The following is a 25,728-nucleotide window of genomic DNA, read 5'->3' on the forward strand; positions in this document are numbered from 1 at the left end:
TGATTATTCCTCTGCAGCGGATTGAATAGCTTCAATCATTTGCTTTTTATTTAAACTTTTATCTAAGTCAACATCATATTCAGACTTAGCAAATTCAATCAGCTGGGGCATCGTTAACTTAGATAAATCAACTTCATTGGAATCTGTTTCTTCAAGTGTGCCACGACCTCGGTAAAGCAATTCTTTTGCCAATTGTTCATTGATCTCAACTTCTTCACCCGCACGGCGAATAACACCCTCAATAACGACTGCTGCGGTTAATTTAATCAATACTTTACTCATTTTAATATCCTGATATTTGATTCTAAAAAGCTACCTTTCGATAGCTTTAGAAATTTGAATTAAGGTGTTTTTTTGCCGTAGCAAATAGACTCACTATTACGCAATACAAAATCTACATCTTGGAAAGCGACAATTCGTAATCCACCGCTCGAACTTAATGAATAAGGGTCTAGTGTGAGATCCAGCCCACCCCAAAGACCAATAATTAAATCTGCAAAGTTACCAAAGAAAATATCTCCATCCTCAATCTGATTGGTGATTTCTGTGCGATAACCGTTGACTGTGCCACCTGTTTCCCAAATAACACTTTCAGTACCCGTGCCGAACTTAGGAGCAGTTTTACAATGTCCGCGCATTAATGAGTTCATGACATAAGCCATGCGATCCACGTTGGCATTATCTGCAGCAATTTGACTTTCCATGTCGACAATTTCTTTATAGCTCGGATTTAACGCGGCAAAAGGAACCGCATTAATACCCGACATATTTTTAATGCCTAAAGGTTGTTTGTCCGTTCCTGTGCCGTAATAACCTGCTTTATCAATGGTTAAAGCCAAAGCTTGGTTAATATCATCCCATACCAAACTTTCTGCATCTGGTGAACTTTGTTGCATCAAACTACGTGTAATATCAACAAGCGCGCCTACAGTTTTTGGTTTTAACTCTTTTTGACCTGTAGTCGGGTTGCTGCCTGCAACATTATCACCTTCACCAACCCAATAGGCGGTAGCTCCACCGGTTGCTTTTGGAATTTCAACATTCCCCACCAAGCCAGACATATGACGACCAAGTTGCATAATCGTGGTACGACTACGCAATAAATCAATAAACATATCTCCACGATGATCAGTCCCTAACAGACTTCCACCTGCGCCAGTGCCCCCACCCAAATCAAAAGCACGTTGTTGATTTTGAGGGATTGAACGGCTTAATACATCAGCAGGTACTAAAATACCCTGAGCAGTACGCCCATAGGCTCGCTCTGCTGCTGCACTACACTCAAACTCAAATGCAGCAGCTTCACGTTCTGAGGCGCTTGCGTTAGGGCGTAAAGCTCGGATAGCTCTGAATAGTGAAAACTGGCGTGTTTCATCATCAGTTAAACCAATATTTGCATTATTGGATTTTGGTTGTTCAGTAATTGGCTTGCCTTGGCGCTCATGCATTTTGTCTAAAATTGCAGTTTGAAATTCAGCTGGTGATTTTCGTTGACCAATATACTCAGTTGCCAATTCAGGCATATTGTATTTTTGACCCAATTCTAAAATTTCACGTGTTCGCGCATGTTCTTGTTCTGCTCCGCGTGTCGCTGTATCTTCAGCCTTGCGAAGAATCTCAATTGCACCAAAACGCTCACCTTTATCATTGAGCTGTTGGCGACAGTAATTACCGTCTTTGTCTGTAAAATGATCCCAATTCATATAAAACGCTCTTTGCTGATTGACTTGAGTTTTAACTTCAATAGGTTCATTTTGCTGAGTGGGTAAATTGTTTTCATTATTCACTTTTTCATTAGAACGACCTACGCCCACGGATGTATCCGCTGGAATAGAAACAGAAGAAATTTCATAGGGTTGCCATTCTGTAATCAGGTAAACATCTTCATGCTCACGCTGTTCCTTCAGAATTGCTTTTTTGATGATGTAACCCACGCTGATATTGGTACGAATTAGATCTACAATATCCTGTAGAATTTCTTCTCCGCGGGACGACTTACTTAATCGTACTAAAGCGCGCCCTTTACGCTGAGAATGGTCAAGCCATGCACTTTCAACAACACCGACTTGATCACGAGAATTATGATCCAGTAAGAATGGCGCACGAGCATTTAAACGACTGAAATCAATTGCACCCTGAGAGTGATCCAAAATCTCAACACCGAACCAACGCCCAACCTCTGCCTCACTTGAAAATGAAAGCTCTGCAGTACGTTTTTCAAGATCAACCTTAAAATCATCTACGACATAAGAACGAAATAATTTATCTTTATTAAAATCAGGCAATGGCTTTGTTTGAGATGCATCACGTTTAAAGTACGCACCTGCAAGCAACCCGCACACAATTGAAGTCGATAACTTAGACTTTTTCATTACACACCCTCTTTTGGTCGCCCAACTGCGCCAACTTGTTTTTTACCCATACTTGTTAAAACCATTTCTTCAGCCACTTCTTTTGTTATGCCTTGATCTACCAACAAATCAATCATTGCTCTGGTATCCCTTGCGATTTCTGCCCATACCGTTTGTGGGTCTTTGCCTTGCTCTCTAATCAGTGCACCAGGTGAAGTCAACATATTATTTTTAGACTTTTCCGCTGCTGCCACATCGCTAGATGGGTCAATCCATGCCCAACGGCGAGGTTGCCAAGACACAGATTTATAACGTTCAAGATCAAGCGCTTTTAGTGGAATATTGCCTTTTTTAATCACACCTTTAAGCAAAGAATATTCAAGCCAAGCGTTATATACGGGTTCAACTAATGACTCGATCAGCCATTGCTGTAATTCTTTCCAGTGTTCACGCTCATCTAATGTGCCCTGTCGAATACTTGAAAAATTCACACCTTCCAAATCAGAGGCGAGATTGTTGTAAAGCACACCCATGCCCGCTGCCATTGAGCGCAGCATTGCCTTATGGAATGGAAGAAATTCGCCAGTGGGGTAATTAGGTGACCATTCTTTTAATTGAGCACCTTGAGGTAACATCGGAAATTCACCAGCCTGAGACTCAATAACAATTTCATCTTCTTCAGGGTCAAACTCTGGACCACTTGCGTCCTTATCCCACTGAATGAATCCCATTTTGTTAGCTGAAACACGTGCATTGACAATGGCTGAATCTTCAAACTCTGCCAATTGCTTCATGCGAAATAAACTGGTTGCGGTCCAAGGTAATCCGCGCTTTTGCCCTACAATGTCATCTAAAAAACCGTGAATAACATCTTCAGCCATCACTTTAATGTAATTTGCAGATCCATATTTATATTGAGCATTTTGTTCGGTAGAGGCATCAAAATAGTAAGCAATCGGGCGACCGAATTTATTAAACTCAATCCCTTGGCGAATGAAATTACCATTTGATAATTTATCTGAATAATGCACTGGACAACGTTGAGCATCTAAAATTTGCAAAGCAAAACCATACTGCCCAGCTTCTTGACCTCGAATAATTCTTATAAAAAATTCTCCATCTTTGGCGGCAGATATGACACAAGCTCTTTGCAATGAGCGCCAAGACTTCTTCCCTTGAATATCACAAATAGACTTCTTGCCCCATTGCTCCCAAGCCTGCTCAATAGAGTCATTCACTTTATTGTCGAGTTTTCCAGCACTGTTTTTGATTTGTGCCTGAAGTGTGACACCTTGTGGACCTACAATATTTTGATGGGTGAGGCGTAAAAATTGTTTACCATAATCATTATTGGCGCATTGCTCGCGACTCCGCGCGACAATAATTTTTTGATAGCGCTCAATGATTAAATCTGCGGGTAAAGGCGAGGATGACCACTTTGAAGTAAGCCGATCTGTAACCCCAGCTTTAAACATTCGACTAGCAGTTTGAAATACACGTCCAGCTCTTTTTTTTATTGAGTCATTATTGATCTTAACTTCTGGTAATGCAGAAATATCAGGGGTTTCAGGTATGGTTCGCTTCAATCCAAACATGAGCATTTACCCCAACTTCACGCGCACGACTTTACCAAAAATACTTTTGCCACTTGACTTGGCAATTTCTCTTGATACTTCAGCACGATATTGATTTCGTAATTTTATAAGGGTGTCTAAGGGTGTTCTAAATAATTCCCTGTTGTTTAATCGATAGCGTTCTTGGTCTAAGGTTGCTCGCCCCTCAATTACAGCTTCTAATGCTTCAAGTGTTTTCTTGGCATGTGAACGTGTATCAACTTGACCAGTTACCGCAGCTAAATCTGTAATAACTTCAACAGAACCCGCTTCAATTTCTTCAACTTCGCCAAAATCATTGACAGCGCGTAAAGAAAAACCGTAATAGCCTGATTTATAGTTTTTTGTGACATCAGCAGATACGTTTAAAACGTGGAGATTTCCATCTTTCTCAGCACTAATATCAATGCTTGATGGTCCACGCAAATAAGCTTTAACAGCCCATAAGGAGGCTGGGTACGCTGTTAAATTAATGTTGTGCTTGAGTGTTAAGCCTGCTGTGATTTTTTGTGGAAATACCATAAAAAATGATTACCGAAACTGAGCTGTTATGCCCATCTTCGATAATCATTAAAATTTTTTCATTATTCATTTTTTCATCTATCTAACTATTAAACTAAAAAGTCTTACTTTTTATTTCCGAATACTCTTTTCTTTTTAACTATTACCGTGGATGACTTTTTTTTAACAACTGTATTTACTCGAGTTTTTTTCGGTTCAATCATTTCGGTTTTTACATTTTCGATGACTGCTGCATCAGTGAGTACACGTTCAGAAATACGTTTTAAATTAGGATTCATAATCTTTAATGCTGCCAAAGCATAAACACGACAATCCAGCGCCTCATTCCGTGCTCGGTCTGGTTTATGCCACTCTCTAATTGGTTGACCTTTGATGTATTTAATGACCAATTTTTCCGCTGTAAGTTGCTTATACCACTCTGTTTCTCGCTGAATAGGAAAATGGCAATAACCCGGTCCCACTCGATCCGATTCCAAACGACGAGATACCATTAATTTTGCTTCGTCTACACCAACAAGCCACAAATCAATTTTACGTTTATCCTTCCCTGATTGCTTTCGCTGTGGTGTTTGTACTATGGGTAAGCCCCATCCACCACGACCTTTGATTGCAAAAAGCTTTCTATTGCGGCGATTTTTAACGTACTCATAAGCCGCTTGTGTACATCCTGCAGTACCACCGGTATCCAGACAAGTTGCTGATATAGTTAGTTGTGAGCCAGACTCATGCAGATAAGATTCTGCAAGAACATCGTCTAACTGCTCCCATACTTCCTCACCAAGCGGATCACCCCACAACACACGATAATCTACAGACCAGCTTTCCTCGCCAAGTCCCCATGCGACAATTTCAAGTTCTAAACGGTCCATTTGCATATCGACACCACAAGTGAGATACACACCATTTAGCGGAACGATCGCTTTATATTCCTCAGCTCGTGCCTGCAAAGAATCAGGATCTACCTTATCTGCATTTTCCTCATAGGTTTCACCCAAAGATACATTTACAAATACCTGTAAATCATCCAAAGCCAATTTATCTAAATAGGATTGGACAATGTCTCGCATTTTTCGGAATGTTGAAAGCATCTCCGGGGCATGGAAACTGATATGACCTTTAAAGGGTAATTCTGCTTTCCAGCCATAACCGTTTTTCTCTGCATTTCGGATGGCTGCAATACGCTCCCCATCTGTCCAAATCTCATTACAACATTCACACCTATAGCCCGCTGTTTCTACTAAATGTGTTTGTTCTAAATCTTCTCGGGCATCTTGAATATTTTTAGATTTTCGCCCCTGCCAAGTCACATTTTCCCATTTTAAAAATTGTGCTTCTCCACAGTGAGGACAAGGAACATAGTACCTACGGCGGTCACCGTTATAATATGCCGTTTCTACACGACTTGCCCCCTTAACTGTGGGTGTACTGGATTCAGTTCTTAAAGCTTGATCGCCAAATGTTGCTGAACGTTGGGAAAGTAACTCAATTGGATCACCTTCGCTTGTAGCTTCCATGCCATCGATTTCATCTGCATGTGTCACTGGTGCAGATCTTGAACGCAATGTTTTAGGAGAACCAGCCCAAGAAAACATCAGCCAACCACCAATATATGAAATCATTCGGCTGTTATTTACACCTTCGCGGCTTCTTGGTTTTGCCATTTTTTTAGAAATTGATTTATTCGCCTCGATCATTGGTCTAAGTTTAGTTTCTAAAAATGTTTGCACGTCCCCTTGTGTAGGTTGGACAAATATCTGAGACTTTGGCTCATGTTCGATAAAGTAGCCTGTTGCACACTGCTGAATTGTTGTTTTGCCTAACTGAGCACCTGTCATATATGTGACACGGCGTACACCATATTCTTTGATAGCATCCAGCATTCCTCGCTGATAAGGTGCATTATCAAAATTTATGGGACCAGGTATGGCATTACCCACTGGAATTTTAATATTTCTCTCCGCCCACTCACTCGGCTTAATGTCAGGTGGTGGCATCAAGAAAGACATTGAGCGTTTAAGAGAATTTACGACTGACTCAAAATTACTAAAGATTGATAAATCACTCATCGTCATCATCCTCAATATCTGAGTCGGCTACTGTTTCAAGCGCTAAAACTAATTCAGCTCTTAATTTTTCTTTAAATGTGCGCTCATCTGTTTCACCTAATAACTGTAAAACCGCACGTTGAGGGATGTTTAGAATGTTTGATCGAATAATACTAAATGCAATGGATTGAGCACGCTCAAACTCTGAAATTAATGCCACTTCACCTTTTTCTTTTGCCAGTTTTAATTCTGCCAATTCGGTTTCTGCTTTTTGTTTTCGTAGTTCTAATTCTTCTTTATTGTCAGGTATTCCACCTGTTGCATTATCCACTGCTTGATCTTGAAGCCACTGGGAGATCTGAGCGGTGTTAAACTGCCATTCACTCCCTTTTCCATGACCTCGGACTACTACTGGACAACCTCTTTTAACCCAAGCATCAACCGTAGTTAAAGCAACTCCAAAAACATCTGAAAGCCCCTTTCTACTTACGTTTTGACCTTTACTTGAGACTGCCATAAAAGCACTTTTTCCAATCCTTATTTTGCTGAGAAGTAGTAGTATGTTTTATTTTAAAAATTCACGCAGATATGAAATCCTGCGAGGTCTTTGCCCCCGCTTGGGGTCACCCCCTGAAAGTACCTGCAATAATGATAATTACTCTCATTTAAATAAGACTTATTAATGATAATATTTTCTATGGGTTGCAAGTTGTTGAATCTTTTTACACTAATAATTTCTTGGTTCATCAGAAGCCTGCCTTGATTACCCATTGACCAGTGCGCATCTGCTCTGCATGACGTTTAGCCCGTTGAGGTGTCTGCTTTGCCCAAAGAGAGTTAAGCATCCCTGTTGCTGCACTTTCATAGCGACCGGTGCGAATCATCTCAAGTGTATTCTTGAAACCTAACAAGCCCTCTACACCCATCTGGAAGGACATAGATAGCAGTACGCCACGGCGCGCATCATCTAATGATTTAAACCATGGTAGTTTTTGTTCAAGCAAGACTAAGCATTTTTGAATATCGTTATTAAGCAAGTAAGCCGACTCTTCAGCTGTGATGCCCCCACCCTTACGGCGATCAATCAAACGACCAACGCCAATCGTTGAATATCCCAAATGATCTTTATACTCTGAAAGAACTTCACCCTCTTCAGCACGTAATAAGCGAGTCATTTGCTCATCAAAATTACTCATTACTTTTTACCTCGACTTAGCCAGCTCTTTATCATTTCACCAAAATAAGTGAAAAAGCTTTGATTCTTATATTCACCATTTTTTATCCAGGACGTAAGCTCTTGAATAACCATACCGCCAAACGCACCTAACAAGAATCCAATACCACCGGCATGCACTGGTTCAAGGTCTAACCAATAGATAACGACTTGTGTCAAATAATGAGCAGTTAAAGCGCCTGAAAGTATGAATACAGTGTAATCATGCCATGTCTTTAATCGGTCTTTGTGGTATCTAGTCACTACTGAAGCTCCTAAAAAACCAGCGATGAAATACTGAATATTGTCCCAAAACTTCAAAATTGCTTCATAAACTTCATGCCAGTTCATTACACTAAGTTCTCAAAATTATTTATTAGATGATTTTTAAATTTTTGTTGTTTTATTTCATTATTCACTTTTTCATAAGCAAAAATAATCTCCCGTAGGAGATTATTTTTAAAAATTCACTGATTACGATTTACTTGACCTTAAAACTCTAAATATAGCAACAGGAGTCATTCCAAATGCATTATTAGGACGACCAAATTGCTCTTTAAGCATATTCGTAGTTTGTGAAATTAGATTTCTTAATTCATTTTTTTCAGTGTGATATGTAAAACCATCATCATATGGAATGGCATCTAAAACACCTAATACATACCACTTACCAGACATAAACTCTCCATGCTTAAAATTTATATCATGAGCATTATTAATCATCTCACTACGACTTAAAGTCATCCATATTTCATCACACAAAGGAATACCTTTAGAATCTTTTCCGCCAGTATCAACTAACAATTTACCCTCTAAAGCATAAGGTACTTCTCTAACGAATTGCAGCATAGGTTGAGTGATCTTACTAAATTCTTCTTTCTTCTTTTTGTGTGCAGATGTTAGGTTCGGCATTGAAGACTTCATGAAATCAATACTTGGCTCAACAAATCCTTTAATAACTGATACATCAACAATACTTAAACGACCTTCAACCAACAATAAATTTCCTAAATTATCTGGATCGATTACCCGATTGACAAAACCTAGTTCATCTAACTTATCAATCATTTCTCTCGGCATAGTTACAGAAGCATCAAAAATATCTTCACTTCCTAAACCAGCGATATTTTTAAATGTTGACTTAGCAGTTGCTACCGTTGGAATACTTCCAGAAAACTCTGCTGTTGAATCATCACTAGTAGAACTTGTGTTTTTGCGACTAGTAATAGCACCATTACCTGTCAGTTGCGCATAAAAAGATCTTATTTTAGTATTATCAAGATAAATAAAATCAAAGATTGATTCTATGCTTTGTGATTCTTGCTCCACGTTGAATATGCTCCTCAGCTTTTTTTCTTGATTCATTATACTGACTTGCAGCTTCATTTAAAGCATTAACATAAGCATTTAATGTCTCTGTAAACACCTGAGATGAAGATGTTTTTTTATTATCCTCATCCTTTTTTTTGTGATCATAAAACATTAGATAACCCTCGTTTGATTGTACACAAATTACTCTAGTAAATAACATAGGTACGCTCATTTATCATATTCTAACTAAAGATATGCGTCAATCCACACAACTTTTTAATTGTCAAGAGTTACACTTTTATAAATTAAATTTAAATTTTACATCTATCAAATGCAAAATTTCAACGAATAATATCATTCACTTACCAGAAGTTGCCAACAAAACACCTCTTGTCGATAAGTTAAAAAACACTGCCAATTGCTCTAAGCTATAGCCTTGCTTCAACATATCCGTAATTCCTGCATTTCTTCTTTTTAGAATTATGTGCTTACAAAGTGAAAGAGTTAATAACTCCCCACCAAACTCTTTGCATAACTTCAACGCATCGGTATAGCCCAAAATATCAATCAACTTATGATCAAACCCTAACCGAGATTCTTTCGGTACATACAGAAGTAATTGCCCTTCACCATTTCGCTTCTTTGATTTATATCTTGGGTATTGGCTCACTAAAAACAGTGCTTGTTGCTTTCCTATAATTTCAGCAATAGAACGAATATCACCAGTCAAATCATTAATGTTTTCGGTCATAGTATCTTCCATTTCGGCATACGATATACGACTAAATAAACCACTCCTAAGATCCACATCACGTCTATAGGATCTGGATTATACGAATAATTCTTGTATGCCATTGTTGAAGCTGCAAGCGCGATAAATAAGAAAAAGTTATCTTGAAAGACTAGTTGCCTATTCCAACCTTTAGGAGCACCAATAGAAAAAACAAAAGTGAGGATTGCTGCAGTTACCAAGGCAAGCAAAATAGTGAATATTGGGATTAACACGTGGCTCAAAGCGATACACCTCCAAACTTTGCAAAACGCTTGTGAACCAACATTGCTGCATCCCTTGAATGCTCATTGGTTCGACCAAGCCATTTAGTGATTTTTTGAAATGTGGCTGCTTTAACTTTTGTCGTATTTGCTTTCGGGTGAATCATCAAATAATTGATTTTATTTTCAATGCACCATGTTTCCCATATTTGTGCATCACGTTTGATAGATCCAACGCCTTGAGCTTTTTCTCGTCCACCAGTAAACCAGGTTCTTAAACGAGCATCTTCGATGTAAAGACAAACATTAGGATTTCCATATTGCTCAATAATCTCTTGAACACGTGCCATAGCTTGAGTAATCGTTAAGCAATTGACCTGTACCAGTTCTCCACCATCACCGCGATCAATCGCCATTGCAAATCCAGTATTTACACCTGTATCGATACCGATCATCACTTTTTCAAATGAAGAAAATTTATCAATGGCACTCATGCAACTTTCCTATTTTGTTTTGATTTAAATCCAACTGCTTGCAGGTGTGATTTCCAGTTCTGTAGCTCATTCGGATCTGAGAGTTTTGCAGCAATCCGGCTTGTTAGTTTTTCAAAGGATTCTCCTGGCATACTGAACTCATCGATAACGTCTGGAAGTTGAGCCAATTTGTTGGCAAAAACATAAATCTGCTGAGGTGATGAGAAAAATACAGAATCAGATTCACCAGTGGATTTTCCATTTTGCGCTATGTCGTATTTGTGACGGTTTCTCAAAAGTGTGTCAGCAAAGTGGTAAATCAAAAGATCATCACAAAGATCCTTGTCGGCATTGAAAAGTTCAAAAGCTCTTTTTTCGCGTTCAAACCAACTTGCTTCGATAATCGACTTTGGCACTACCGTGGGATCAGCTTGATCTAATTCCCAACGAAGTTTTTTCAAACAAAGCCAGTCTTTTTTATTTTTAGATTCTAATGGGAGATTCCTTGGGAGATTCTGTGTCCCAAAATTGGTACTGGTCTCGGTACCAAAATTGGTACTGGTTCCAGTTCCATTATTGGTACTAGTACCGTTTTTGGAACTAGTACCTAAATTGACACCTGTACCATTTTTGGTACTAGTCCCCTTTTTGGTACTGGTGTCTGAATAATCTTCACGTCCAAATACACCAATTAATTGATAAACCTTAACCCCGTTCCCTTTGATTTCACCTGTAAATTGGATCAATTTTTTGAGTTCAAGTTCATCTAAAACTTTGATAATCGTTTTGCGATTTAGCGTAGTGTCTTTCTCTAAGCGCTTTATGCTTGGAAAGCACTTATGATCATCACCGGCTCGATCAGCAAGAGCTAAAAGTACAAGCCTTTCGCTTGCACCTGAGACTGTAGCTTTCCATGCCCATACGGTTGCATCTAAGCTCATATTTCACCGACCTTAGGCATTTCATATATGAAACTGCCATACATTAAAATTTTATTAGCTTTGAGTAAGCTTGCGACAATCTCACCGGCTTGATATACCGTTAAGCGGTGTTCATTGATCAGCATTTCCATAAATTCATGTTTTGTGACTGCAGCATTTTTCTCATCACGATTAATCTTTCTTAAATTTGCTTTTCGGATTTCAAGAAATGTATCTAAAGACTTTAGTGCTGGCTCATACCAGGATTGAGTCCATTGCCTTTGTTTATGCTCTGGAGCTTTTTTAAATACCTTGTTAGTTGTCATGAAACCTCCGCAAGAGATAACTCTATTGGACTTAAACGGCGCTTCATCATGAGTTCAGTCGTTGTTGCGGTACGAATAGCACTTTCAGCTACTCGACCTATGCGGTGATCCGTTGTCCAATGCTTACCATCGAATTCTTTAAGCGTAATAAGTTCATTTATCGATAAAAGATTAAGGTTCTTTAAAACCACTACATCACCAGGTAAAAAATTGGATTGATTGTTTTCGTTTATTTGTTGTGCTACATTTGATTTCATATTCATTTCATCTCGTTATGGATATGTGAAGCCTGACCTCGAACATCAGGCTTTTTTAATGTCTAAAATTTGATTTGGTTCAATTCGATTAGGGTTCCCAACCAGTCCCAAGCTTTCCCTTTTCTTCCTATTTTTATTCGCTCTTTCAAGCATTAAGCTAACTTCATGAAATTCACCCATAATTGCTTTTTCTAATAGGATGACCGCTTGATGTGCATAGTCTTTTCCCCTTACGTCTGCAACCAATCTCAAACGCTCCATCATGTCAGGGAGCATCTTTAGTCGTAGATCTTCTTTTTCTAGGCTCATTTTTGCCTCATTTGAATTAGTTAAAAAGCAGAAGAATTACTATTTTTAGTAGAACGAATGAATTCCCAATTTATATCAGGACGCAATTGCTCAGCCTTAACATTTGATTGAGTTAGTTGTTCAATCGCTAAACAACGTCCTTTAGGAATTTTATCGAAATTCCATTTACTTAATGCCCACGGTGTAATTCCTAGACTGCGAGCTAATGCTGACTTACTACCTGCAATTTTTACTGCTCTTTCTAAAGCATCTTTTGGAGATAACATAATGCACCAATTAAAACTACTTAAAGTAGAAAACAATATACAACCAAAAATAGAATTGGTGCAACTAAAAATACGAGGTAAACTTCTACCAGTGGTAGAAAATGGAAAGAAATCCAAATTGCAAACAGCTAAATATCAAGAATTTGCATCTCGACTTAAAAGCCTTATGAATAAAGAAGGATCTCCTATATCAACTGTCAACCAGTTGAAAGATGCTATTGAAGTCACTTATGAGATGGCGCGAAGGTATACGCTTGGGATTGCAAAACCACGTGAAGAAAAAATGCAGACTCTGGCTGAAAAGTTTAATGTTGATATTAGCTATTTGGACCACGGTACAGGCATAGAAACTAATGTCTCAGCACCATTCCCTGTTGCTGGCAGACTCGTTCCAGTAATTTCATGGGTACAAGCTGGGTCATGGACTACTGTCGAGGTCGTCCCTGCCGGCACACAATTTGAAGAATGGTTGCCGCCAAATCCTAAATGTGGCAAGCACGGCTATGGTTTAGAAGTTTCAGGTGAATCCATGCTTCCTGACTTCCGCCCTGGTGATAAAATTTATGTAAATCCTGACTTTCAGGTGAGTGATTTAAAAACAGGGGATCTTGTTATTGTTTCTTGTGAGGGTGATAAAGCAGCAACGTTTAAAAAGCTGATCGTAGAAACAGACAATATGTATTTGCAACCATTAAACCCAGAATGGATTGAGAAAGCGATAGCTTTAGAGGATGGCTGTAAATTGGTTGGTAAGGTTGTTGGGTTGTATCGGGATGTCTAAGCTTGCTGAATGCTTTTGATTCATCAAAAGCATTCATTTTAAACTTAATTCGTCAGTGACGTATCAATTCCTGTATAAATGGTATCCTCAAGAATATCTGCAAAATACTCTTCATTATGCTTAAGTGCTGGTTGACCTTGTCTAGAATAATAAATTGAGAATCTTGCAACGATATCAGAAATAAAAGAGTTTGATATTTGAATTTTCGTAGTAGAAAATCCGGTACTACACTCTTTTGGTGAGACACTGATGACTGAGGCAAAATCAATAAACCCACCCAAGAAATCAAACATTGGAGGTAGAAAATGAAAATTTGGATTTCCATTGGCTGTAAAGGTTTTTAATGTTTTTTGTCTTGCTCTGCTATTACCCTCACCTTTCACTTTAGTGGCAATTAATTGCTTTGGTGAAATAATCTCACATAACAAAATACAATGTGCTTTTTCCTGTGCTAAATCGCACGCAGGAGTCAGCACAATATAATCTTTATTGTCCTTTAAGTTATTTAAAATACTACCCGGCTTAATTTTTTGAGCAATAGGCGGATAAATATACATCTCTTGCAAATAGTACTCATTGCTTTCTTCATCAATATATTGATTTAGATGATTAATAGTATGTCTTAATAAAGCATTTCTAGTTTTCTCGAAGTCATTTTGAGAATGGTTGAACCAACTATCCTTTTGTTTGTGAATATTTTTATGAAATACATTATATAAATAATTTTTTATAACCCCTTTACCACCAATAATATCAATAATTCCAGTATTTTTAATCTGAATAAAACTATCCAATATTTCAGATATTTCAATCTTACCCTTAATTTTTATATCTATTAATGGATGGCTATCTAATGCGACATCTGCAGTACCAGTTAAGATTATGGTGGGTATAATTATCTTGTTTTCTGCAAAAAAATCTATAATGGTAACACCGCTTTCATCGTCATCAAGTGAAGAAAGCTTCATATCAATTACAATTCCATCACAATTAATAACATCTTCAAGTTTTGATTTAAATTCTGCAATATTAGTGCATTTAATTAATTCAATACTATATTCAGTATTTTTTCTTGCATAAACCTTGCATGAACGTTCAAACGTTGAAATAGCTTCAGGCTCATCTTCAATAATTGCGATTTTTAAAGCATTCATTATTTATTTCCCCGACACCTTAAAATGTGCCCCATCATCAAATTCAAAGGCGTTTAACACCAATCCATTTCGTTCAGCCGCCTCACCTGCAATTGAAAGACCAAGGCCTGTTCCATTTACTTTCTTAGTATAACCAGGTTCAAATATAGAGCCGGATGCAATACTTGAAGAATCAATTCCAGGTCCATTATCATAATAATTAATTACTGGTTTAGAGTTCTCATAATTCAACTCGATTGTAATGCATCTACTGCCATCTTGGTTTTCCAACCAATAGATACTATTTTCTATTAGATTTGCAAAAATAATTCCAATATCTTGTCGCCATGAGAGTATTGTTGCATCTTTATCTACATTAATTTTTATGGATATATTTAATGAGCTTATTTTTCCTGTAAATAATTTTATAGAATCCTGTATACAATCATATATTTTTTCATGCTTTTTACTTCCTCTTTTTGCAGCAGCCAAAGGCGAAATTTTATCAAACAGTTCAACAAAATCTTTTGCATTCTTCACTGTTCCCTGAACAATACTCTCAACCTCAGCTAAATCATCTGGCGACTTAGTTTCTAAATACTCTTGTAGGAAAAATTCGAAATTTGGAATTTCGTTTTTGAAATATCCAAGAGGTCTGCGACCTTCATGTAATATTTGATTAATAATTTTACCAAGCATAGCTTGTGTTTGATAAACAGAAACTGCTTTTCTAATTTCTTCAACAGCTTTATTTTGAATTTCAGATTTTTTATCGATTGAATAAAGAATTTTTTCAGATGTCTCTACAGATACCCCCTCATCATCTAAAGACTTTTTGATATCAAATTTCAAATCATCAAAAGTAAAGAGTTTTTCAAATTCTTGCTCAATTTTTAATGCTGGACGTGAAAGACCATTTATTTTTCTATAATTAAAGCGTCTTGTCTCAAGCTCAGCAATTACTTGTTGAGTAACAGATATTAGATCCGAGTAAGCAAGATTATCCTTTAAACCATCCCTTGCACTTTTTTCAACTAAACTCGAATGCTCTTCTGATTGAATCTTGACATAGCCAATGACTTGATTAATACCTATTCTTAATGATGGGTTTTGTACGCGCCGACTGTCCAATAAAAGCCAATCATAGCCTGGATCACCCATTGGTCTTAAGCGAAATCCATTCCTAAAGACGCCAAGACCGTTATATTCATCTAAAAGTTTTTTTGTATCTGTCTTGGTGAAAGTTTGATTTTTTTTATTCGATTCATCTCCTATACTATTTTTGATGAAATTCCCTCTTTTAATTAATGCTTCAAGTGATTCAGGATCTCGGTCGTAAACTCTAATATCAAAAATTAATTGCCCGCATCGTAATGGTGCAGCAACTAAAAAAGTCCGATTATCTATAAATTTTTCTACCTTAAATTGAAAATTAATTGGATCATCTTTAATATTTTCTGTTTTTTGGCAAGAGTACGTTAACTCTGCACTTCCATCAGCATTAACTGAGCCAAAAATCCTATAGTCATAATGATCTACTATTGGATATGGTTTGATCTCAGCTCTACGGACAGCCTCTAAATCTAAATCACTTTCTACTTCTAAATAAATGTTAAATTTTTGATTTTTATTTCCTACTTTTTGTTTACTCATGTCTAATGGAACTATTAATTTTTTTAATTCAAAAATTAATTTGCTTACTTGCTTATCAGTCCATTCTTTATAGAAACTTTCGTCACCTACGATTTCAATGGTAGTGCCATTTTTTAGAGTCGTGTCTGTTTTTGTATCCACTTCGACATCGACTTGATCTAAATAAGTAGCTTTTTCAAAATCACTCCAGCGAAGTGAAACTTGAGTACATTCACCTTCTTTTGTAACAGTTTTAATATTTAGTAGATCACCTAGTAACGCAACAGCATATCGTCCAACTCCTTTACGTCCCTGCATAATTCGGCCATTGCTAGACTCCTTTCTTTTAAGCTTGTCATCCGTTGATGGAACTAACCATTTTTTCAACACATCATCACGAGACATTCCATGTCCAGTATCAGTAATAAGGACACTGTATTTTTTTTCCGCATTATTCTTTTTTATTAATATATCTACAGTCGGGGAGTCAGCATCATATGCATTTTTCACCAATTCTATAATTGCTGCAGCATGATCTTGAATTAACTCACGACCAATAGTCAGAATATGTCGCCCAGCAGGTCTAATGGTTATTCTTTGATTAGCGTTGTTCCCCATCTAAAATCTCCAGAATTTTTTCAGCAATCTTGTTTGCGAGTAAGACAGGTACAGCATTTCCTATCTGTTTATAAGCACTTGTACGACTTGCTTTTCCACTCTGACTTTCAAAGAAATAGTCATCAGGAAAAGTTTGTAGTCTAGCTGCCTCTCTAGGCGTTAAAGATCTGTTTTGCTCAATATCAGGATGAATGTAGTGATGTCCATCTTTTGACATGTGAGCAACTACAGTATGCGAAGCTGGTAAATCAGCCGCCACGATTTTAAATCGATCAGTAAATGAAGTTGTAACTTTATGACTTTTCAATCTTTCTGGCAAGTCATTATAATTTAATCTTTTTTGATGGTCATTCCATACTTGTACCACAGACTTATAAATTTCTAAATCTTGTTTTGTATTCGGTCTAGACTGATGCCAAGTAACTGGAAGTTTGGTACTTATATTTGCTAATTTAAGCCATTTGCTCTGATTTTTTGATATTTCACATGGCAAGTGAGAACCTTCACCAGCTTGAATTTTTGGAAGATCGATCAGCGCATCCTTAACAGTTGCATTCCCTATATCTTTTATAAACTCAGGATAGAAGTTTTCATGATTCTGCCCTCTTTTCCCAATCAGAATGATACGCTTCCGGTTTTGAAGTACTCCAAACTCAACTGCATTTAAGATTTTGTATTCAATAGAATAACCAACTTCTTTAAACAATCTCTTCATTTTATCGAAATAAAGCTCACCATCAGGATCTCTAGCAGACAATAGTCCCAATACATTTTCAAATACAAAATACTTAGGCTGATAGCGCTTTAAAAACTCCGCATATTGAATATATAAATGATTCCGTGGGTCATCTTTCATGTTCCCACGCGCGCGCCCAATTAAAGAATACGCTTGGCATGGTGGACCACCAACGATTAAATCCAGTTCTTTACCATTTAAAATTTTATCAACTTTGTCAAAAATTGTTTCTAAAGTTTTTGATTCAATAAATTCGTTAATTACAGAGTCTAAAACTGACTTCGGTGCAACACTCCAAAAATCCTTTCTAGAAGTTTGACCATTTAAATAGTCTATATAAGATTGAATATTATTTTGTTGTTTCAACCAGTGGAATACTTGCCTAGTTCTCAGCGTCGCACACGCTGCAGCATCTGATTCAACATGAGCTACAGGTTCAAATCCAGCCTGTACAAAACCCTCAGATAAACCACCAGCACCAGCAAATAAGTCTAAAAAATTAAAATTAGGACGTAGAGACTTCATACCACAAACACAACAAATAAAACATAAGCAAGAGTGCCAGGAGAAGGAAATTCTTTCAAGTAATATTTCCCAGTTTCATGAATATATTTTACGTATAAAGATATTTTTTTAAATTTTTGGTAGTTTTCTTAAGATTAATTACAAAAAAACTTAAAGTAGAAATCACCCTACAATATATTGACTTTTATTCTACTTAAAGTAGAATTTATCTCACAGACAAAAAAGCACCCCTGCCTTCGAACTCATGGGTGCTTTACAGATCACTGCGAGATAAGTATGAACACAAAACCCCATTCCATCAATCCCACTCTTACACATCGCGTACAGCCGCTTAACCGCTTCAAAATTGCCATAGTGTCTGGTTTATTGACAGTTGTTGCAATTGCACTGGCGTACGATCAAACAGCGACTCAATACGCGCCACCTGTTACCATTCCAAACGTCATATCTTCCACATATAACATTGAAGCCTTAAAACTTACCTCAGACACCTCTGGTATAGCTGTAATTAAATTAGATAGCTTTCTAGTTAAAGTAAGTTTTGATTTTGATACTCGTCCAGACAATGACGGTGTTCCTGGTACAGAATTTACAGCAGTAGAAATTACCAATCTCGCGATAGATGAAATCACGGATGTAAATGGTAAAGGCTGGAATGACTTCACAGATTACAACGATCACAGAAACATCAATCAAATGATTGTGTCTTATATCGAGCGTAACAAACTTGTGGAGGCAAAATAATGATTTCTACCACTCCAAATAAAACTGAATTCATCAGCAATGAAAACGGTGAATTCCGTATGCGTATCTATTCTTCTGAGTACATTCAAAAAAATGGTGAGATTTATCGAGTGAGTAAATCCGGCTATCTATTTCTTATTGAATTTGCGGAACATTTAGAAAAGCCCTGGATCAGTCTTAGTTTTGAAAAAGAGCGAAATTTCCAAAAGCGCAAGGCTTTAGCAATTGGTTTAAAAAAATCACATATCCCCTCTTATGAACGTCGTACTTACAAAAAACGTATGGGGTTGATTTGGATCCATTAATAGGCAATTTGATTAAGCAACTTGAGTATAAAGTTTCAAACTGAAATTTTTAAAGACGAAGATAAATTAAAAAACGAGTGAATTTATGAACCGTAGAGAAAACTTGATGGACGATCCATTATTAAAAACATCAGAAGTCGCAAAGCTTACTTTTAGTCGAAATACGATCGACAGCAAATTAAAGAAAGGGTTATTTCCACAACCTGATTATGTAGACCCTGAAAGTAAATACCGCTACTGGCGACTTTCCACTATCAATAACTTCTTTAGTAAAAAGGCTTCTTAGGAAGCCTTTAATTTATCTATATAGTTAGACCAAGCCTGCATCATTTCAGCACGATCTTCTAAGAACTTGGTTCGGTTATAAGCACGACCATGCATATCACGTACTTGATGGGCTAACTGTTGTTCAATTCGTTCTACAGGGAACTTTAACTTTTCTTCTAATAATGTTCGAGCGATTGCACGAAAGCCATGCCCTGTCATCTTGTCACGATCATAACCCATTCTTCGTAAAGCCATATTAATTGTCATGTCCGACATTGGGCGTGTTTTACTCGAGATACTTGGAAAAAGTAAATCAGACTTATAACAGAATGGTTTTAACTCTTTAAGCAACTCAATAACTTGATCGGATAAAGGAACGATATGTTCAACACCTGTCTTTTTCATAGTTTTAGGTGGTGTATAGGACCAAGTACGTTCTTCAAAATTTATATCCGACCATTTAGCATGACGTAACTCACCAGTACGCACAAAAACATGAGGCAGAATTTTTAAAGCGAATTTGGTGTGAACATAACCCTCATATTGCTCGATGTCTTTTAATAGTTGACCAAAGTCTTTTTCTTCAACCAAAGCTGAATAATGTTTAATTTCTCTAGGCTTAATCGTCCCAATTAAATCATGTGCAACATCACGCTCACAAAAACCTAATGAAACGGCGTACCTGAAAACTTGAGAGGCTTTTGATCGAATTCTATGTGCTGTTTCTATTGTGCCTTTTGCTTCTGCTTTACGAATGACTTTAACCAGATGCTTAGCTCTTATCTCAGAAATCGGCATCTCTCCGAATTCTTCATATAAATAGTTATAGATCCGTTCATTTCTAACGGCTGTGGCAGGCGTTAAGACTTGTTTGGTTTTAAATTCTTCAGCAATTTTTCTAAATGTATTTTCGTGGCTAATTTTAGCTTCTTCTAAAATGTCATTTCGATAAGTTTGAGGATCAATATTTTTTGAAATTAATGCTCTGTACTCTTCTCGTACTCCTCGAGCTTCAGCCAAAGTAATTTCAGGATAATTACCAATGGCTAAAGTATTTCTCTTTTTAGAGATTGGACGAGTATAGTCAAATCGCCAAAGTACAGCGCCAGAAGTACGGAAAATTAGATTTAATCCATCACCATCAGACAAACGTAAATCTTTGGCTAATCCACTGTTTATATTAGCTTTAAATTGTTTTTGCGTTGCTTTAATCTTCGAATCCGTTAACGGCACTACTTTCTTTGGCATGGCTTTTTGCGTTACAAATTTTGAGTTTTGAATATTGTAACGCAACCTGTACTGCAAAACATGCGTTACAACTATAAATTACTTTGGGCTAGTTTGAGTAGACTTTAAGATATTTTCTTTTACTTATTAACAACTTAATGCATCTTTCTATAGGTTTATGCAACCAATTTGGTACGCCCAGCGGGACTCGAACCCACTCCACAGGCTTCGGAAACCTGTACTCTATCCAGTTAAGCTATGGGCGCTTAAATTGAGATGGCACATCATAACAAAAAAAACCGTGAGGTAAAGCATTTATAAAACAACTCTTTTCATTGATGATCATGCTTTAAACAATGTTCTATATTTGCAATGTAGAATTCCGTCTAACTTACTTGGTTTATTCAAAAAGATCGCTCACAATACACACTCCTGAAACCATGTGAGAATTTCATGACTGATGCCTTGACGTTAAGAGATTTATCGAAAACCTATAGAAATGGATTCCAAGCACTCAAAGGAATCAATCTAACTGTTCCAGAAGGAGAGTTTTACGCACTTTTAGGACCGAATGGTGCAGGTAAATCTACAACAATCGGTATTATCAGTTCCTTGACACGTAAAACTTCAGGAACCGTGGAAATTTTTGGACACAACCTAGATACCCATCCATCAAATGCCAAACAATGTTTAGGTGTCGTCCCTCAAGAGTTTAACTTTGGTCAATTTGAAAAGATCTTTGACATCTTAGTGACCCAAGCAGGTTATTACGGTATTCCTCCAAAAATTGCACAAAAACGTGCAGAAGAATACTTAGAAAAACTTGGATTATGGGAAAAACGTAATACTCAAGGTCGGATGCTATCTGGTGGGATGAAACGCCGCTTAATGATTGCCCGTGCCATGATGCATGAACCTAAACTTTTAATTTTAGATGAGCCAACTGCTGGGGTAGACATTGAGCTGCGTCGTTCAATGTGGGACTTTCTCACTGAAATGAATGAAAAAGGCACCTCAATTATTTTAACCACACATTATTTGGAAGAAGCTGAAATGCTTTGTCGCCAAATCGCGATTATTGACCGTGGTGTGATTAAAGAAGACACCTCAATGAAAGCCTTTTTAAATCAACTCAGTGAAGAATCATTTATTTTTGATTTGGAATATCCAATCGAGCCCATCACTGTTGACATCATCGGGGTTAAATTTAATTTAATTGATCCAATGACACTAGAAGTCACGATGGACAAAGCACACGCTTTAAATGATTTATTCCAACTTTTAGAAGCTCAAGGTATTCGTGTACGCAGTATGCGTAATAAATCGAATCGTCTAGAAGAACTCTTTGTTAAAATGGTGGAGAAAAACCTGCAAGGAGCAGCACAATGAATTTTAATCAACTGCAAATTGCACTTTACACACTGGTCTTAAAAGAAATTCGCCGCTTTATGCGAATCTGGCCACAGACACTATTACCACCCGCCATTACCATGAGTTTGTACTTTGTAATCTTTGGTAATTTGGTTGGTTCTCGGATTGGTCAAATGGGTGGATTTAGCTACATGCAATTCATCGTACCCGGTCTGATTATGATGGCTGTAATTACCAACAGTTATGCCAACGTCTCTTCAAGTTTTTTTAGTGCCAAATTTCAAAAAAGTATTGAAGAGCTTATCATGAGCCCAGTTCCATTACACATGGTTTTATGTGGTTATGTGATTGGCGGGGTGTGTCGTGGTGTGCTTGTCGGTGCGATTGTCACTGCCATGAGTATGTTTTTCACTGACCTTTATATACATAATATTTTCGTGACCATATATACGGTGATTGTGACCTCACTATTGTTCTCTTTGGGTGGTTTTATCAATGCTGTATATGCAAAATCTTTCGATGATATTTCAATTATTCCAACCTTTGTATTAACACCACTGACTTATCTTGGTGGAGTATTTTACTCGATCAGTGCTTTAAGCCCATTTTGGCAAAATCTCTCTTTAGTTAACCCGATCGTATATATGGTTAATGCTTTCCGTTTTGGAATTTTAGGTCATAGTGATGTCAATGTTACTTTGTCTTTAATCATAGTGACACTTTGCTGTGGCTTACTCTATGGTGTTGCTTACTATTTACTTTCTCGTGGTTCAGGAATGCGTGAATAATGTCTGTTGAACAATCTTTATTGGGTAAAGAAACCAATTACCCGACTACCTATCAGCCTGAAATTCTTTTCCCAATATCACGTGCACAAGCACGTGAACAATATGCTGAAGTTGAAGGCATATATCAAGGTCAAGATTGGTGGCATGTTTTCGAAATTTCTTGGCTAAATGCTAGGGGAATTCCTCAAGTTGGGATTGGGCGTATTGCACTCCCAGCAACATCACCGAATTTGATCGAATCTAAATCTCTCAAGCTGTATTTTAATAGCATGAACTTTACTCAGTTTGATTCCCGTCAAGCTTTTATCGATACTGTTGAAAAAGATTTGTCTCAAGCAGCGCAAGCACCTGTCACTTTAACCTTGTTTCAAGTGGATGATTTAGACATTACCAAACCGACAGGTATTTGTATTGATGATCAAGAACCTGACCGTCTGGTCAATCATACAGATGCTAGCCTTTTGGAATTCGATCAAAACACTTCAAACACAGATAAAAATTTTGAAATTCAACTATTTTCACACTTATTAAGAAGTAACTGCCCTGTGACAGGTCAACCTGATTGGGGAACTGTTTTTATCCGTTATCAAGGTAAAAAACCTTGTTATCGTAGTATTTTAGCTTATATTATCTCCTATCGTCAGCATAATGGTTTTCACGAACAATGCGTGGAACAAATTTTTGCCGATATTTGGCAAAATTTAAAACCAGAAAAGCTGATGGTTTATGCAACATATACACGCCGTGGCGGTTTAGATATTAATCCGTGTCGTGTATCTGATGAATCATGGATGCCAAGCCCAATTCGATTGGCGCGACAATAAACATTGAGGTTGAACACATGCCTTTTTTTGGTTTTGTACCTTCTGAAGAACTACTCAAGAATATTCAGACAGGTATCGAGAAAAAAAACTCTAACGAACCACTCTATCCTTTACGTGATCAAACAGCCTTACTCATTAATGAAGAAATTATTGATACGCTTTTGATTGAACTTGTTCGTCGTTTCCCTGCAAGCGACAAACGAGACACTGCGGAAAAACTCGCGGGTTATGTCAAATCAACCGTTGCTGTATTGCTTAAACAGTTATTAAGTAAGGCAGACAATGATGTGGTTCGCCAGTCTGTAGATTTTTCAGAACGTAGTCTATTTAAAGATCCGCAAGGTCAATATCGGGTTGGGGTTAACTTAGATCCTAATTTGGTTATTAACCTAAAAAATAGCTTTGCAGAAGTTCAAGCCAATGGCGATGTCAATCGTGCCGTTTTAGCAGAGCAATTTAAACAGTTTGCTGATGCAACTACCAACCACTTTATGCGTGACTTTAATAAAACCCTAGATTTAGGGATGATTAAACGTAAAGCAGCAGATATTGGTGCAGCGGCTGTAGGTAAAGCTGTACATATCGCAATTGATAAATTGATTCCTAATTTAAATAAGGATGAAATTGCAGCAGTTGCAGAATATTACGACACTTTATTTTTTAATTGATCAATAAATTTTAATTGATTTTTTAAATATAAAAATGCCCTTTTGATTCAGGGCATTTTTTTTTCATGCTCTCAATCCGTCAGTTTTAAAATATATAATTTCTTTTTAAATTCAAATAATTATTCATAGTTATAATTATATACTATTGGAGCGTACAGAAAATTGTTGAATCAATCTCAACATATCAGCGTAAATTGGCGATTCAGCTTTAGCTTTAACATCTTTCATCTATAAAAACCCCCTCTAAATATTCAAACATAATTTTGTTGCGAAGTATTGATATTCATTGCCTTCGGGGGGGATTGTGATAGCATGCGCAAAACATGTTTTTGTACAAAATAGACCAATGGCACCAAGCGCTCAATATAAATTTTTACGGCATTCTCCTCGTGATGGTTTAAGCACCGCCACGCTCCCTTCTCGTTGGCAAAGACTACATATTGACCCTTGGTTGAGTTTATTTCTCATTTTAAATGCATTACTGGGCTTAACCGTGCTTTATAGCGCATCGGCACAGGATATGGGGTTGGTTTCCAAACAAGCAATGAGTTTTGGGATCGGTTTCTTAGTGATGTGCAGTTTAGCCCAAGTCCCACCCAAAGTTTATCAAGCGTTCGCACCATATTTTTATCTTTTTGGTTTGGTCTGTCTGGTTGCAGTTAAGCTATTTGGTGAAGTGCGAATGGGCGCACAGCGTTGGATTGGTATCCCAGGCTTCGGTAGTGTACAACCCAGTGAGTTCTTAAAAATTGGTATGCCCTTAATGATTGCTTGGTTTTTATCACGTAATCCACTTCCACCAAGCTTTAAGAATGTAGTGTTGTCATTATTGATGATTGGTATACCTTTTATCCTAATCGCTGAACAGCCTGATCTAGGGACATCACTGTTGATCTTAGCCAGTGGGATTTTTGTGCTGTTTCTCAGTGGGCTTTCATGGAAAATGATTTTAGGTGCGGTTAGCGCAGCTGCTGTGGTTATTCCAGTGGCTTGGGAGTTTTTACTGCATGATTACCAACGACAGCGTGTTCTCACCTTATTTAATCCTGAAGCTGACGCCTTAGGCACAGGCTGGAACATCATTCAATCTAAAACGGCGATTGGCTCAGGCGGATTTATGGGCAAAGGCTACTTAGAAGGGACTCAATCACATTTACACTTTTTACCAGAAGGTCACACTGACTTTATTATTGCTGCATTTTCTGAAGAATTTGGTTTGATTGGTATTCTACTACTCATCACTATCTATTTTTGTATCATCTTTAGAACCTTTCAAATGAGTCTACAATGCTTTCATAATTTTGGACGTTTGGTTGCCGGTGCTTTTGCTTTGTCATTTTTTGTTTATGTATTTGTAAATGCAGGCATGGTCAGTGGTATTTTACCTGTAGTCGGTGTACCACTACCCTTTATGAGTTATGGTGGCACGGCAATTATTACTTTAATGGCCACTTTTGGCATTGTGATGTCGATCCATACGCATCGTTAATTTTTTATCATAAATAATTAG

Annotated in this window: 30 protein-coding genes and 1 tRNA gene; 9 read left to right on the forward strand and 22 right to left on the reverse strand. The window is 37.3% G+C overall.

Features of this window, described 5'->3' with window-relative positions; all coding sequences use genetic code 11:
* Positions 1-3: 3 nt before the first annotated feature.
* The 17 genes from TOL5_RS15130 to TOL5_RS15210 form a co-directional block, all read right to left on the reverse strand.
* On the reverse strand, positions 4-282 hold the full coding sequence (locus TOL5_RS15130) for a hypothetical protein (protein WP_151806607.1): 279 nt from the start codon (positions 280-282) through the stop codon (positions 4-6).
* A 59-nt stretch (positions 283-341) separates the two neighbouring features.
* Positions 342-2,372 (reverse strand): phage major capsid protein, encoded by a 2,031-nt coding sequence (locus TOL5_RS15135; protein ID WP_221260471.1) that lies wholly within the window; start codon positions 2,370-2,372, stop codon positions 342-344.
* On the reverse strand, positions 2,372-3,946 hold the full coding sequence (locus tag TOL5_RS15140) for a phage portal protein (RefSeq protein ID WP_221260472.1): 1,575 nt from the start codon (positions 3,944-3,946) through the stop codon (positions 2,372-2,374). Before TOL5_RS15140 ends, TOL5_RS15135 begins: the two co-directional genes overlap by 1 nt.
* Before the next feature lie 6 nt (positions 3,947-3,952).
* Positions 3,953-4,486, reverse strand: a complete 534-nt coding sequence (locus TOL5_RS15145; RefSeq protein ID WP_221260473.1) for a hypothetical protein — start codon at positions 4,484-4,486, stop codon at positions 3,953-3,955.
* 104 nt (positions 4,487-4,590) lie between these two features.
* Complete coding sequence (locus TOL5_RS15150; RefSeq protein ID WP_213065030.1) at positions 4,591-6,552, reverse strand: phage terminase large subunit family protein; 1,962 nt, start codon at positions 6,550-6,552, stop codon at positions 4,591-4,593.
* Positions 6,545-7,048 (reverse strand): terminase small subunit, encoded by a 504-nt coding sequence (locus tag TOL5_RS15155; protein ID WP_042086497.1) that lies wholly within the window; start codon positions 7,046-7,048, stop codon positions 6,545-6,547. Before TOL5_RS15155 ends, TOL5_RS15150 begins: the two co-directional genes overlap by 8 nt.
* Before the next feature lie 229 nt (positions 7,049-7,277).
* Entirely contained in the window at positions 7,278-7,727 is a 450-nt protein-coding gene (locus tag TOL5_RS15160; RefSeq protein WP_221260474.1) for a glycoside hydrolase family protein, read from the reverse strand.
* Positions 7,727-8,095 carry an MFS transporter gene (locus tag TOL5_RS15165; protein ID WP_221260475.1) on the reverse strand — a complete coding sequence of 123 codons (369 nt, stop codon included), beginning with the start codon at positions 8,093-8,095 and terminating at the stop codon, positions 7,727-7,729. The genes TOL5_RS15160 and TOL5_RS15165 overlap by 1 nt, the downstream gene beginning before the upstream one ends.
* 123 nt (positions 8,096-8,218) lie before the next feature.
* A complete protein-coding gene (locus TOL5_RS15170; protein WP_221260476.1) occupies positions 8,219-9,073 on the reverse strand; it encodes a DUF6414 family protein in 855 nt (284 codons plus the stop codon).
* Positions 9,036-9,287 (reverse strand): hypothetical protein, encoded by a 252-nt coding sequence (locus TOL5_RS15175; RefSeq protein WP_228740291.1) that lies wholly within the window; start codon positions 9,285-9,287, stop codon positions 9,036-9,038. Before TOL5_RS15175 ends, TOL5_RS15170 begins: the two co-directional genes overlap by 38 nt.
* Before the next feature lie 126 nt (positions 9,288-9,413).
* A complete protein-coding gene (locus TOL5_RS15180; protein ID WP_221260477.1) occupies positions 9,414-9,806 on the reverse strand; it encodes a hypothetical protein in 393 nt (130 codons plus the stop codon).
* A 259-nt stretch (positions 9,807-10,065) separates the two neighbouring features.
* Positions 10,066-10,542, reverse strand: coding sequence for a hypothetical protein (locus TOL5_RS15185; RefSeq protein WP_221260478.1), 477 nt, complete (start codon positions 10,540-10,542; stop codon positions 10,066-10,068).
* The gene (locus TOL5_RS15190; protein ID WP_221260479.1) at positions 10,539-11,462 is read right to left on the reverse strand and encodes a helix-turn-helix domain-containing protein; all 924 of its coding nucleotides are present in this window, start codon (positions 11,460-11,462) and stop codon (positions 10,539-10,541) included. The genes TOL5_RS15185 and TOL5_RS15190 overlap by 4 nt, the downstream gene beginning before the upstream one ends.
* The gene (locus tag TOL5_RS15195; protein WP_100884806.1) at positions 11,459-11,767 is read right to left on the reverse strand and encodes a hypothetical protein; all 309 of its coding nucleotides are present in this window, start codon (positions 11,765-11,767) and stop codon (positions 11,459-11,461) included. Before TOL5_RS15195 ends, TOL5_RS15190 begins: the two co-directional genes overlap by 4 nt.
* Positions 11,764-12,024, reverse strand: a complete 261-nt coding sequence (locus TOL5_RS15200) for a hypothetical protein (protein WP_221260480.1) — start codon at positions 12,022-12,024, stop codon at positions 11,764-11,766. The genes TOL5_RS15195 and TOL5_RS15200 overlap by 4 nt, the downstream gene beginning before the upstream one ends.
* A 45-nt stretch (positions 12,025-12,069) precedes the next feature.
* The gene (locus tag TOL5_RS15205; RefSeq protein WP_199958754.1) at positions 12,070-12,333 is read right to left on the reverse strand and encodes a hypothetical protein; all 264 of its coding nucleotides are present in this window, start codon (positions 12,331-12,333) and stop codon (positions 12,070-12,072) included.
* A gap of 20 nt (positions 12,334-12,353) precedes the next feature.
* Positions 12,354-12,599, reverse strand: a complete 246-nt coding sequence (locus TOL5_RS15210; RefSeq protein ID WP_221260481.1) for a transcriptional regulator — start codon at positions 12,597-12,599, stop codon at positions 12,354-12,356.
* Position 12,600: 1 nt separating this feature from the next.
* On the opposite strand from TOL5_RS15210, the gene TOL5_RS15215 reads away from it, so the two are divergent.
* Entirely contained in the window at positions 12,601-13,380 is a 780-nt protein-coding gene (locus TOL5_RS15215) for a LexA family protein (RefSeq protein WP_221260482.1), read from the forward strand.
* A 44-nt stretch (positions 13,381-13,424) separates the two neighbouring features.
* Here the strand turns inward: TOL5_RS15215 and TOL5_RS15220 are convergent, their stop codons facing one another.
* From TOL5_RS15220 to TOL5_RS15230, 3 genes are read right to left on the reverse strand one after another with little or no spacing between them, the layout of a single operon-like run.
* Positions 13,425-14,534, reverse strand: a complete 1,110-nt coding sequence (locus tag TOL5_RS15220; protein ID WP_221260483.1) for a hypothetical protein — start codon at positions 14,532-14,534, stop codon at positions 13,425-13,427.
* Positions 14,535-14,537: 3 nt separating this feature from the next.
* Complete coding sequence (locus TOL5_RS15225; protein ID WP_221260484.1) at positions 14,538-16,763, reverse strand: sensor histidine kinase; 2,226 nt, start codon at positions 16,761-16,763, stop codon at positions 14,538-14,540.
* The gene (locus tag TOL5_RS15230; protein WP_221260485.1) at positions 16,747-18,024 is read right to left on the reverse strand and encodes a DNA cytosine methyltransferase; all 1,278 of its coding nucleotides are present in this window, start codon (positions 18,022-18,024) and stop codon (positions 16,747-16,749) included. Before TOL5_RS15230 ends, TOL5_RS15225 begins: the two co-directional genes overlap by 17 nt.
* Before the next feature lie 276 nt (positions 18,025-18,300).
* Between TOL5_RS15230 and TOL5_RS15235 the strand changes: the two genes are divergently transcribed.
* From TOL5_RS15235 to TOL5_RS15245, 3 genes are all read left to right on the forward strand, one after another.
* Complete coding sequence (locus TOL5_RS15235) at positions 18,301-18,768, forward strand: hypothetical protein (protein WP_221260486.1); 468 nt, start codon at positions 18,301-18,303, stop codon at positions 18,766-18,768.
* The gene (locus TOL5_RS15240) at positions 18,768-19,073 is read left to right on the forward strand and encodes a hypothetical protein (protein WP_221260487.1); all 306 of its coding nucleotides are present in this window, start codon (positions 18,768-18,770) and stop codon (positions 19,071-19,073) included. The genes TOL5_RS15235 and TOL5_RS15240 overlap by 1 nt, the downstream gene beginning before the upstream one ends.
* 85 nt (positions 19,074-19,158) lie before the next feature.
* A complete protein-coding gene (locus TOL5_RS15245) occupies positions 19,159-19,359 on the forward strand; it encodes a helix-turn-helix transcriptional regulator (protein WP_199958764.1) in 201 nt (66 codons plus the stop codon).
* Here the strand turns inward: TOL5_RS15245 and TOL5_RS15250 are convergent.
* Positions 19,356-20,588 carry a tyrosine-type recombinase/integrase gene (locus tag TOL5_RS15250; RefSeq protein ID WP_221260488.1) on the reverse strand — a complete coding sequence of 411 codons (1,233 nt, stop codon included), beginning with the start codon at positions 20,586-20,588 and terminating at the stop codon, positions 19,356-19,358. The genes TOL5_RS15245 and TOL5_RS15250 overlap by 4 nt on opposite strands.
* A gap of 169 nt (positions 20,589-20,757) precedes the next feature.
* Positions 20,758-20,833 (reverse strand) — tRNA-Arg (locus TOL5_RS15255).
* A 187-nt stretch (positions 20,834-21,020) separates the two neighbouring features.
* Between TOL5_RS15255 and TOL5_RS15260 the strand changes: the two genes are divergently transcribed.
* The 5 genes from TOL5_RS15260 (at position 21,021) to rodA (ending at position 25,707) form a co-directional block, all read left to right on the forward strand.
* Positions 21,021-21,956 (forward strand): ABC transporter ATP-binding protein, encoded by a 936-nt coding sequence (locus TOL5_RS15260; RefSeq protein ID WP_004831679.1) that lies wholly within the window; start codon positions 21,021-21,023, stop codon positions 21,954-21,956.
* Positions 21,953-22,726 (forward strand): ABC transporter permease, encoded by a 774-nt coding sequence (locus TOL5_RS15265; protein ID WP_004831680.1) that lies wholly within the window; start codon positions 21,953-21,955, stop codon positions 22,724-22,726. Before TOL5_RS15260 ends, TOL5_RS15265 begins: the two co-directional genes overlap by 4 nt.
* Positions 22,726-23,550, forward strand: coding sequence for an NADPH-dependent 7-cyano-7-deazaguanine reductase QueF (gene queF, locus TOL5_RS15270; RefSeq protein WP_151781220.1), 825 nt, complete (start codon positions 22,726-22,728; stop codon positions 23,548-23,550). The genes TOL5_RS15265 and queF overlap by 1 nt, the downstream gene beginning before the upstream one ends.
* Before the next feature lie 17 nt (positions 23,551-23,567).
* Entirely contained in the window at positions 23,568-24,218 is a 651-nt protein-coding gene (locus tag TOL5_RS15275; protein ID WP_042086625.1) for a hypothetical protein, read from the forward strand.
* A gap of 346 nt (positions 24,219-24,564) precedes the next feature.
* Positions 24,565-25,707 (forward strand): rod shape-determining protein RodA, encoded by a 1,143-nt coding sequence (gene rodA / locus TOL5_RS15280; protein ID WP_042085768.1) that lies wholly within the window; start codon positions 24,565-24,567, stop codon positions 25,705-25,707.
* Positions 25,708-25,728 lie beyond the last annotated feature (21 nt).

This window comes from Acinetobacter sp. Tol 5, assembly GCF_019702905.1.
Classification (GTDB): Bacteria; Pseudomonadota; Gammaproteobacteria; order Pseudomonadales; family Moraxellaceae; genus Acinetobacter; species Acinetobacter bereziniae.

Coding starts and splice junctions, on each gene's coding strand:
- TOL5_RS15130 (WP_151806607.1), bottom strand. CDS start 282: ATGAGTAAAGTATTGATTAAATTAACCGCAGCAGTCGTTATTGAGGGT.
- TOL5_RS15135 (WP_221260471.1), bottom strand. CDS start 2,372: ATGAAAAAGTCTAAGTTATCGACTTCAATTGTGTGCGGGTTGCTTGCA.
- TOL5_RS15140 (WP_221260472.1), bottom strand. CDS start 3,946: ATGTTTGGATTGAAGCGAACCATACCTGAAACCCCTGATATTTCTGCA.
- TOL5_RS15145 (WP_221260473.1), bottom strand. CDS start 4,486: ATGGTATTTCCACAAAAAATCACAGCAGGCTTAACACTCAAGCACAAC.
- TOL5_RS15150 (WP_213065030.1), bottom strand. CDS start 6,552: ATGAGTGATTTATCAATCTTTAGTAATTTTGAGTCAGTCGTAAATTCT.
- TOL5_RS15155 (WP_042086497.1), bottom strand. CDS start 7,048: ATGGCAGTCTCAAGTAAAGGTCAAAACGTAAGTAGAAAGGGGCTTTCA.
- TOL5_RS15160 (WP_221260474.1), bottom strand. CDS start 7,727: ATGAGTAATTTTGATGAGCAAATGACTCGCTTATTACGTGCTGAAGAG.
- TOL5_RS15165 (WP_221260475.1), bottom strand. CDS start 8,095: ATGAACTGGCATGAAGTTTATGAAGCAATTTTGAAGTTTTGGGACAAT.
- TOL5_RS15175 (WP_228740291.1), bottom strand. CDS start 9,287: ATGAGCGTACCTATGTTATTTACTAGAGTAATTTGTGTACAATCAAAC.
- TOL5_RS15180 (WP_221260477.1), bottom strand. CDS start 9,806: ATGACCGAAAACATTAATGATTTGACTGGTGATATTCGTTCTATTGCT.
- TOL5_RS15185 (WP_221260478.1), bottom strand. CDS start 10,542: ATGAGTGCCATTGATAAATTTTCTTCATTTGAAAAAGTGATGATCGGT.
- TOL5_RS15190 (WP_221260479.1), bottom strand. CDS start 11,462: ATGAGCTTAGATGCAACCGTATGGGCATGGAAAGCTACAGTCTCAGGT.
- TOL5_RS15195 (WP_100884806.1), bottom strand. CDS start 11,767: ATGACAACTAACAAGGTATTTAAAAAAGCTCCAGAGCATAAACAAAGG.
- TOL5_RS15200 (WP_221260480.1), bottom strand. CDS start 12,024: ATGAAATCAAATGTAGCACAACAAATAAACGAAAACAATCAATCCAAT.
- TOL5_RS15205 (WP_199958754.1), bottom strand. CDS start 12,333: ATGAGCCTAGAAAAAGAAGATCTACGACTAAAGATGCTCCCTGACATG.
- TOL5_RS15210 (WP_221260481.1), bottom strand. CDS start 12,599: ATGTTATCTCCAAAAGATGCTTTAGAAAGAGCAGTAAAAATTGCAGGT.
- TOL5_RS15215 (WP_221260482.1), top strand. CDS start 12,601: ATGCACCAATTAAAACTACTTAAAGTAGAAAACAATATACAACCAAAA.
- TOL5_RS15220 (WP_221260483.1), bottom strand. CDS start 14,534: ATGAATGCTTTAAAAATCGCAATTATTGAAGATGAGCCTGAAGCTATT.
- TOL5_RS15225 (WP_221260484.1), bottom strand. CDS start 16,763: ATGGGGAACAACGCTAATCAAAGAATAACCATTAGACCTGCTGGGCGA.
- TOL5_RS15230 (WP_221260485.1), bottom strand. CDS start 18,024: ATGAAGTCTCTACGTCCTAATTTTAATTTTTTAGACTTATTTGCTGGT.
- TOL5_RS15235 (WP_221260486.1), top strand. CDS start 18,301: ATGAACACAAAACCCCATTCCATCAATCCCACTCTTACACATCGCGTA.
- TOL5_RS15240 (WP_221260487.1), top strand. CDS start 18,768: ATGATTTCTACCACTCCAAATAAAACTGAATTCATCAGCAATGAAAAC.
- TOL5_RS15245 (WP_199958764.1), top strand. CDS start 19,159: ATGAACCGTAGAGAAAACTTGATGGACGATCCATTATTAAAAACATCA.
- TOL5_RS15250 (WP_221260488.1), bottom strand. CDS start 20,588: ATGCCAAAGAAAGTAGTGCCGTTAACGGATTCGAAGATTAAAGCAACG.
- TOL5_RS15260 (WP_004831679.1), top strand. CDS start 21,021: ATGACTGATGCCTTGACGTTAAGAGATTTATCGAAAACCTATAGAAAT.
- TOL5_RS15265 (WP_004831680.1), top strand. CDS start 21,953: ATGAATTTTAATCAACTGCAAATTGCACTTTACACACTGGTCTTAAAA.
- queF (WP_151781220.1), top strand. CDS start 22,726: ATGTCTGTTGAACAATCTTTATTGGGTAAAGAAACCAATTACCCGACT.
- TOL5_RS15275 (WP_042086625.1), top strand. CDS start 23,568: ATGCCTTTTTTTGGTTTTGTACCTTCTGAAGAACTACTCAAGAATATT.
- rodA (WP_042085768.1), top strand. CDS start 24,565: ATGGCACCAAGCGCTCAATATAAATTTTTACGGCATTCTCCTCGTGAT.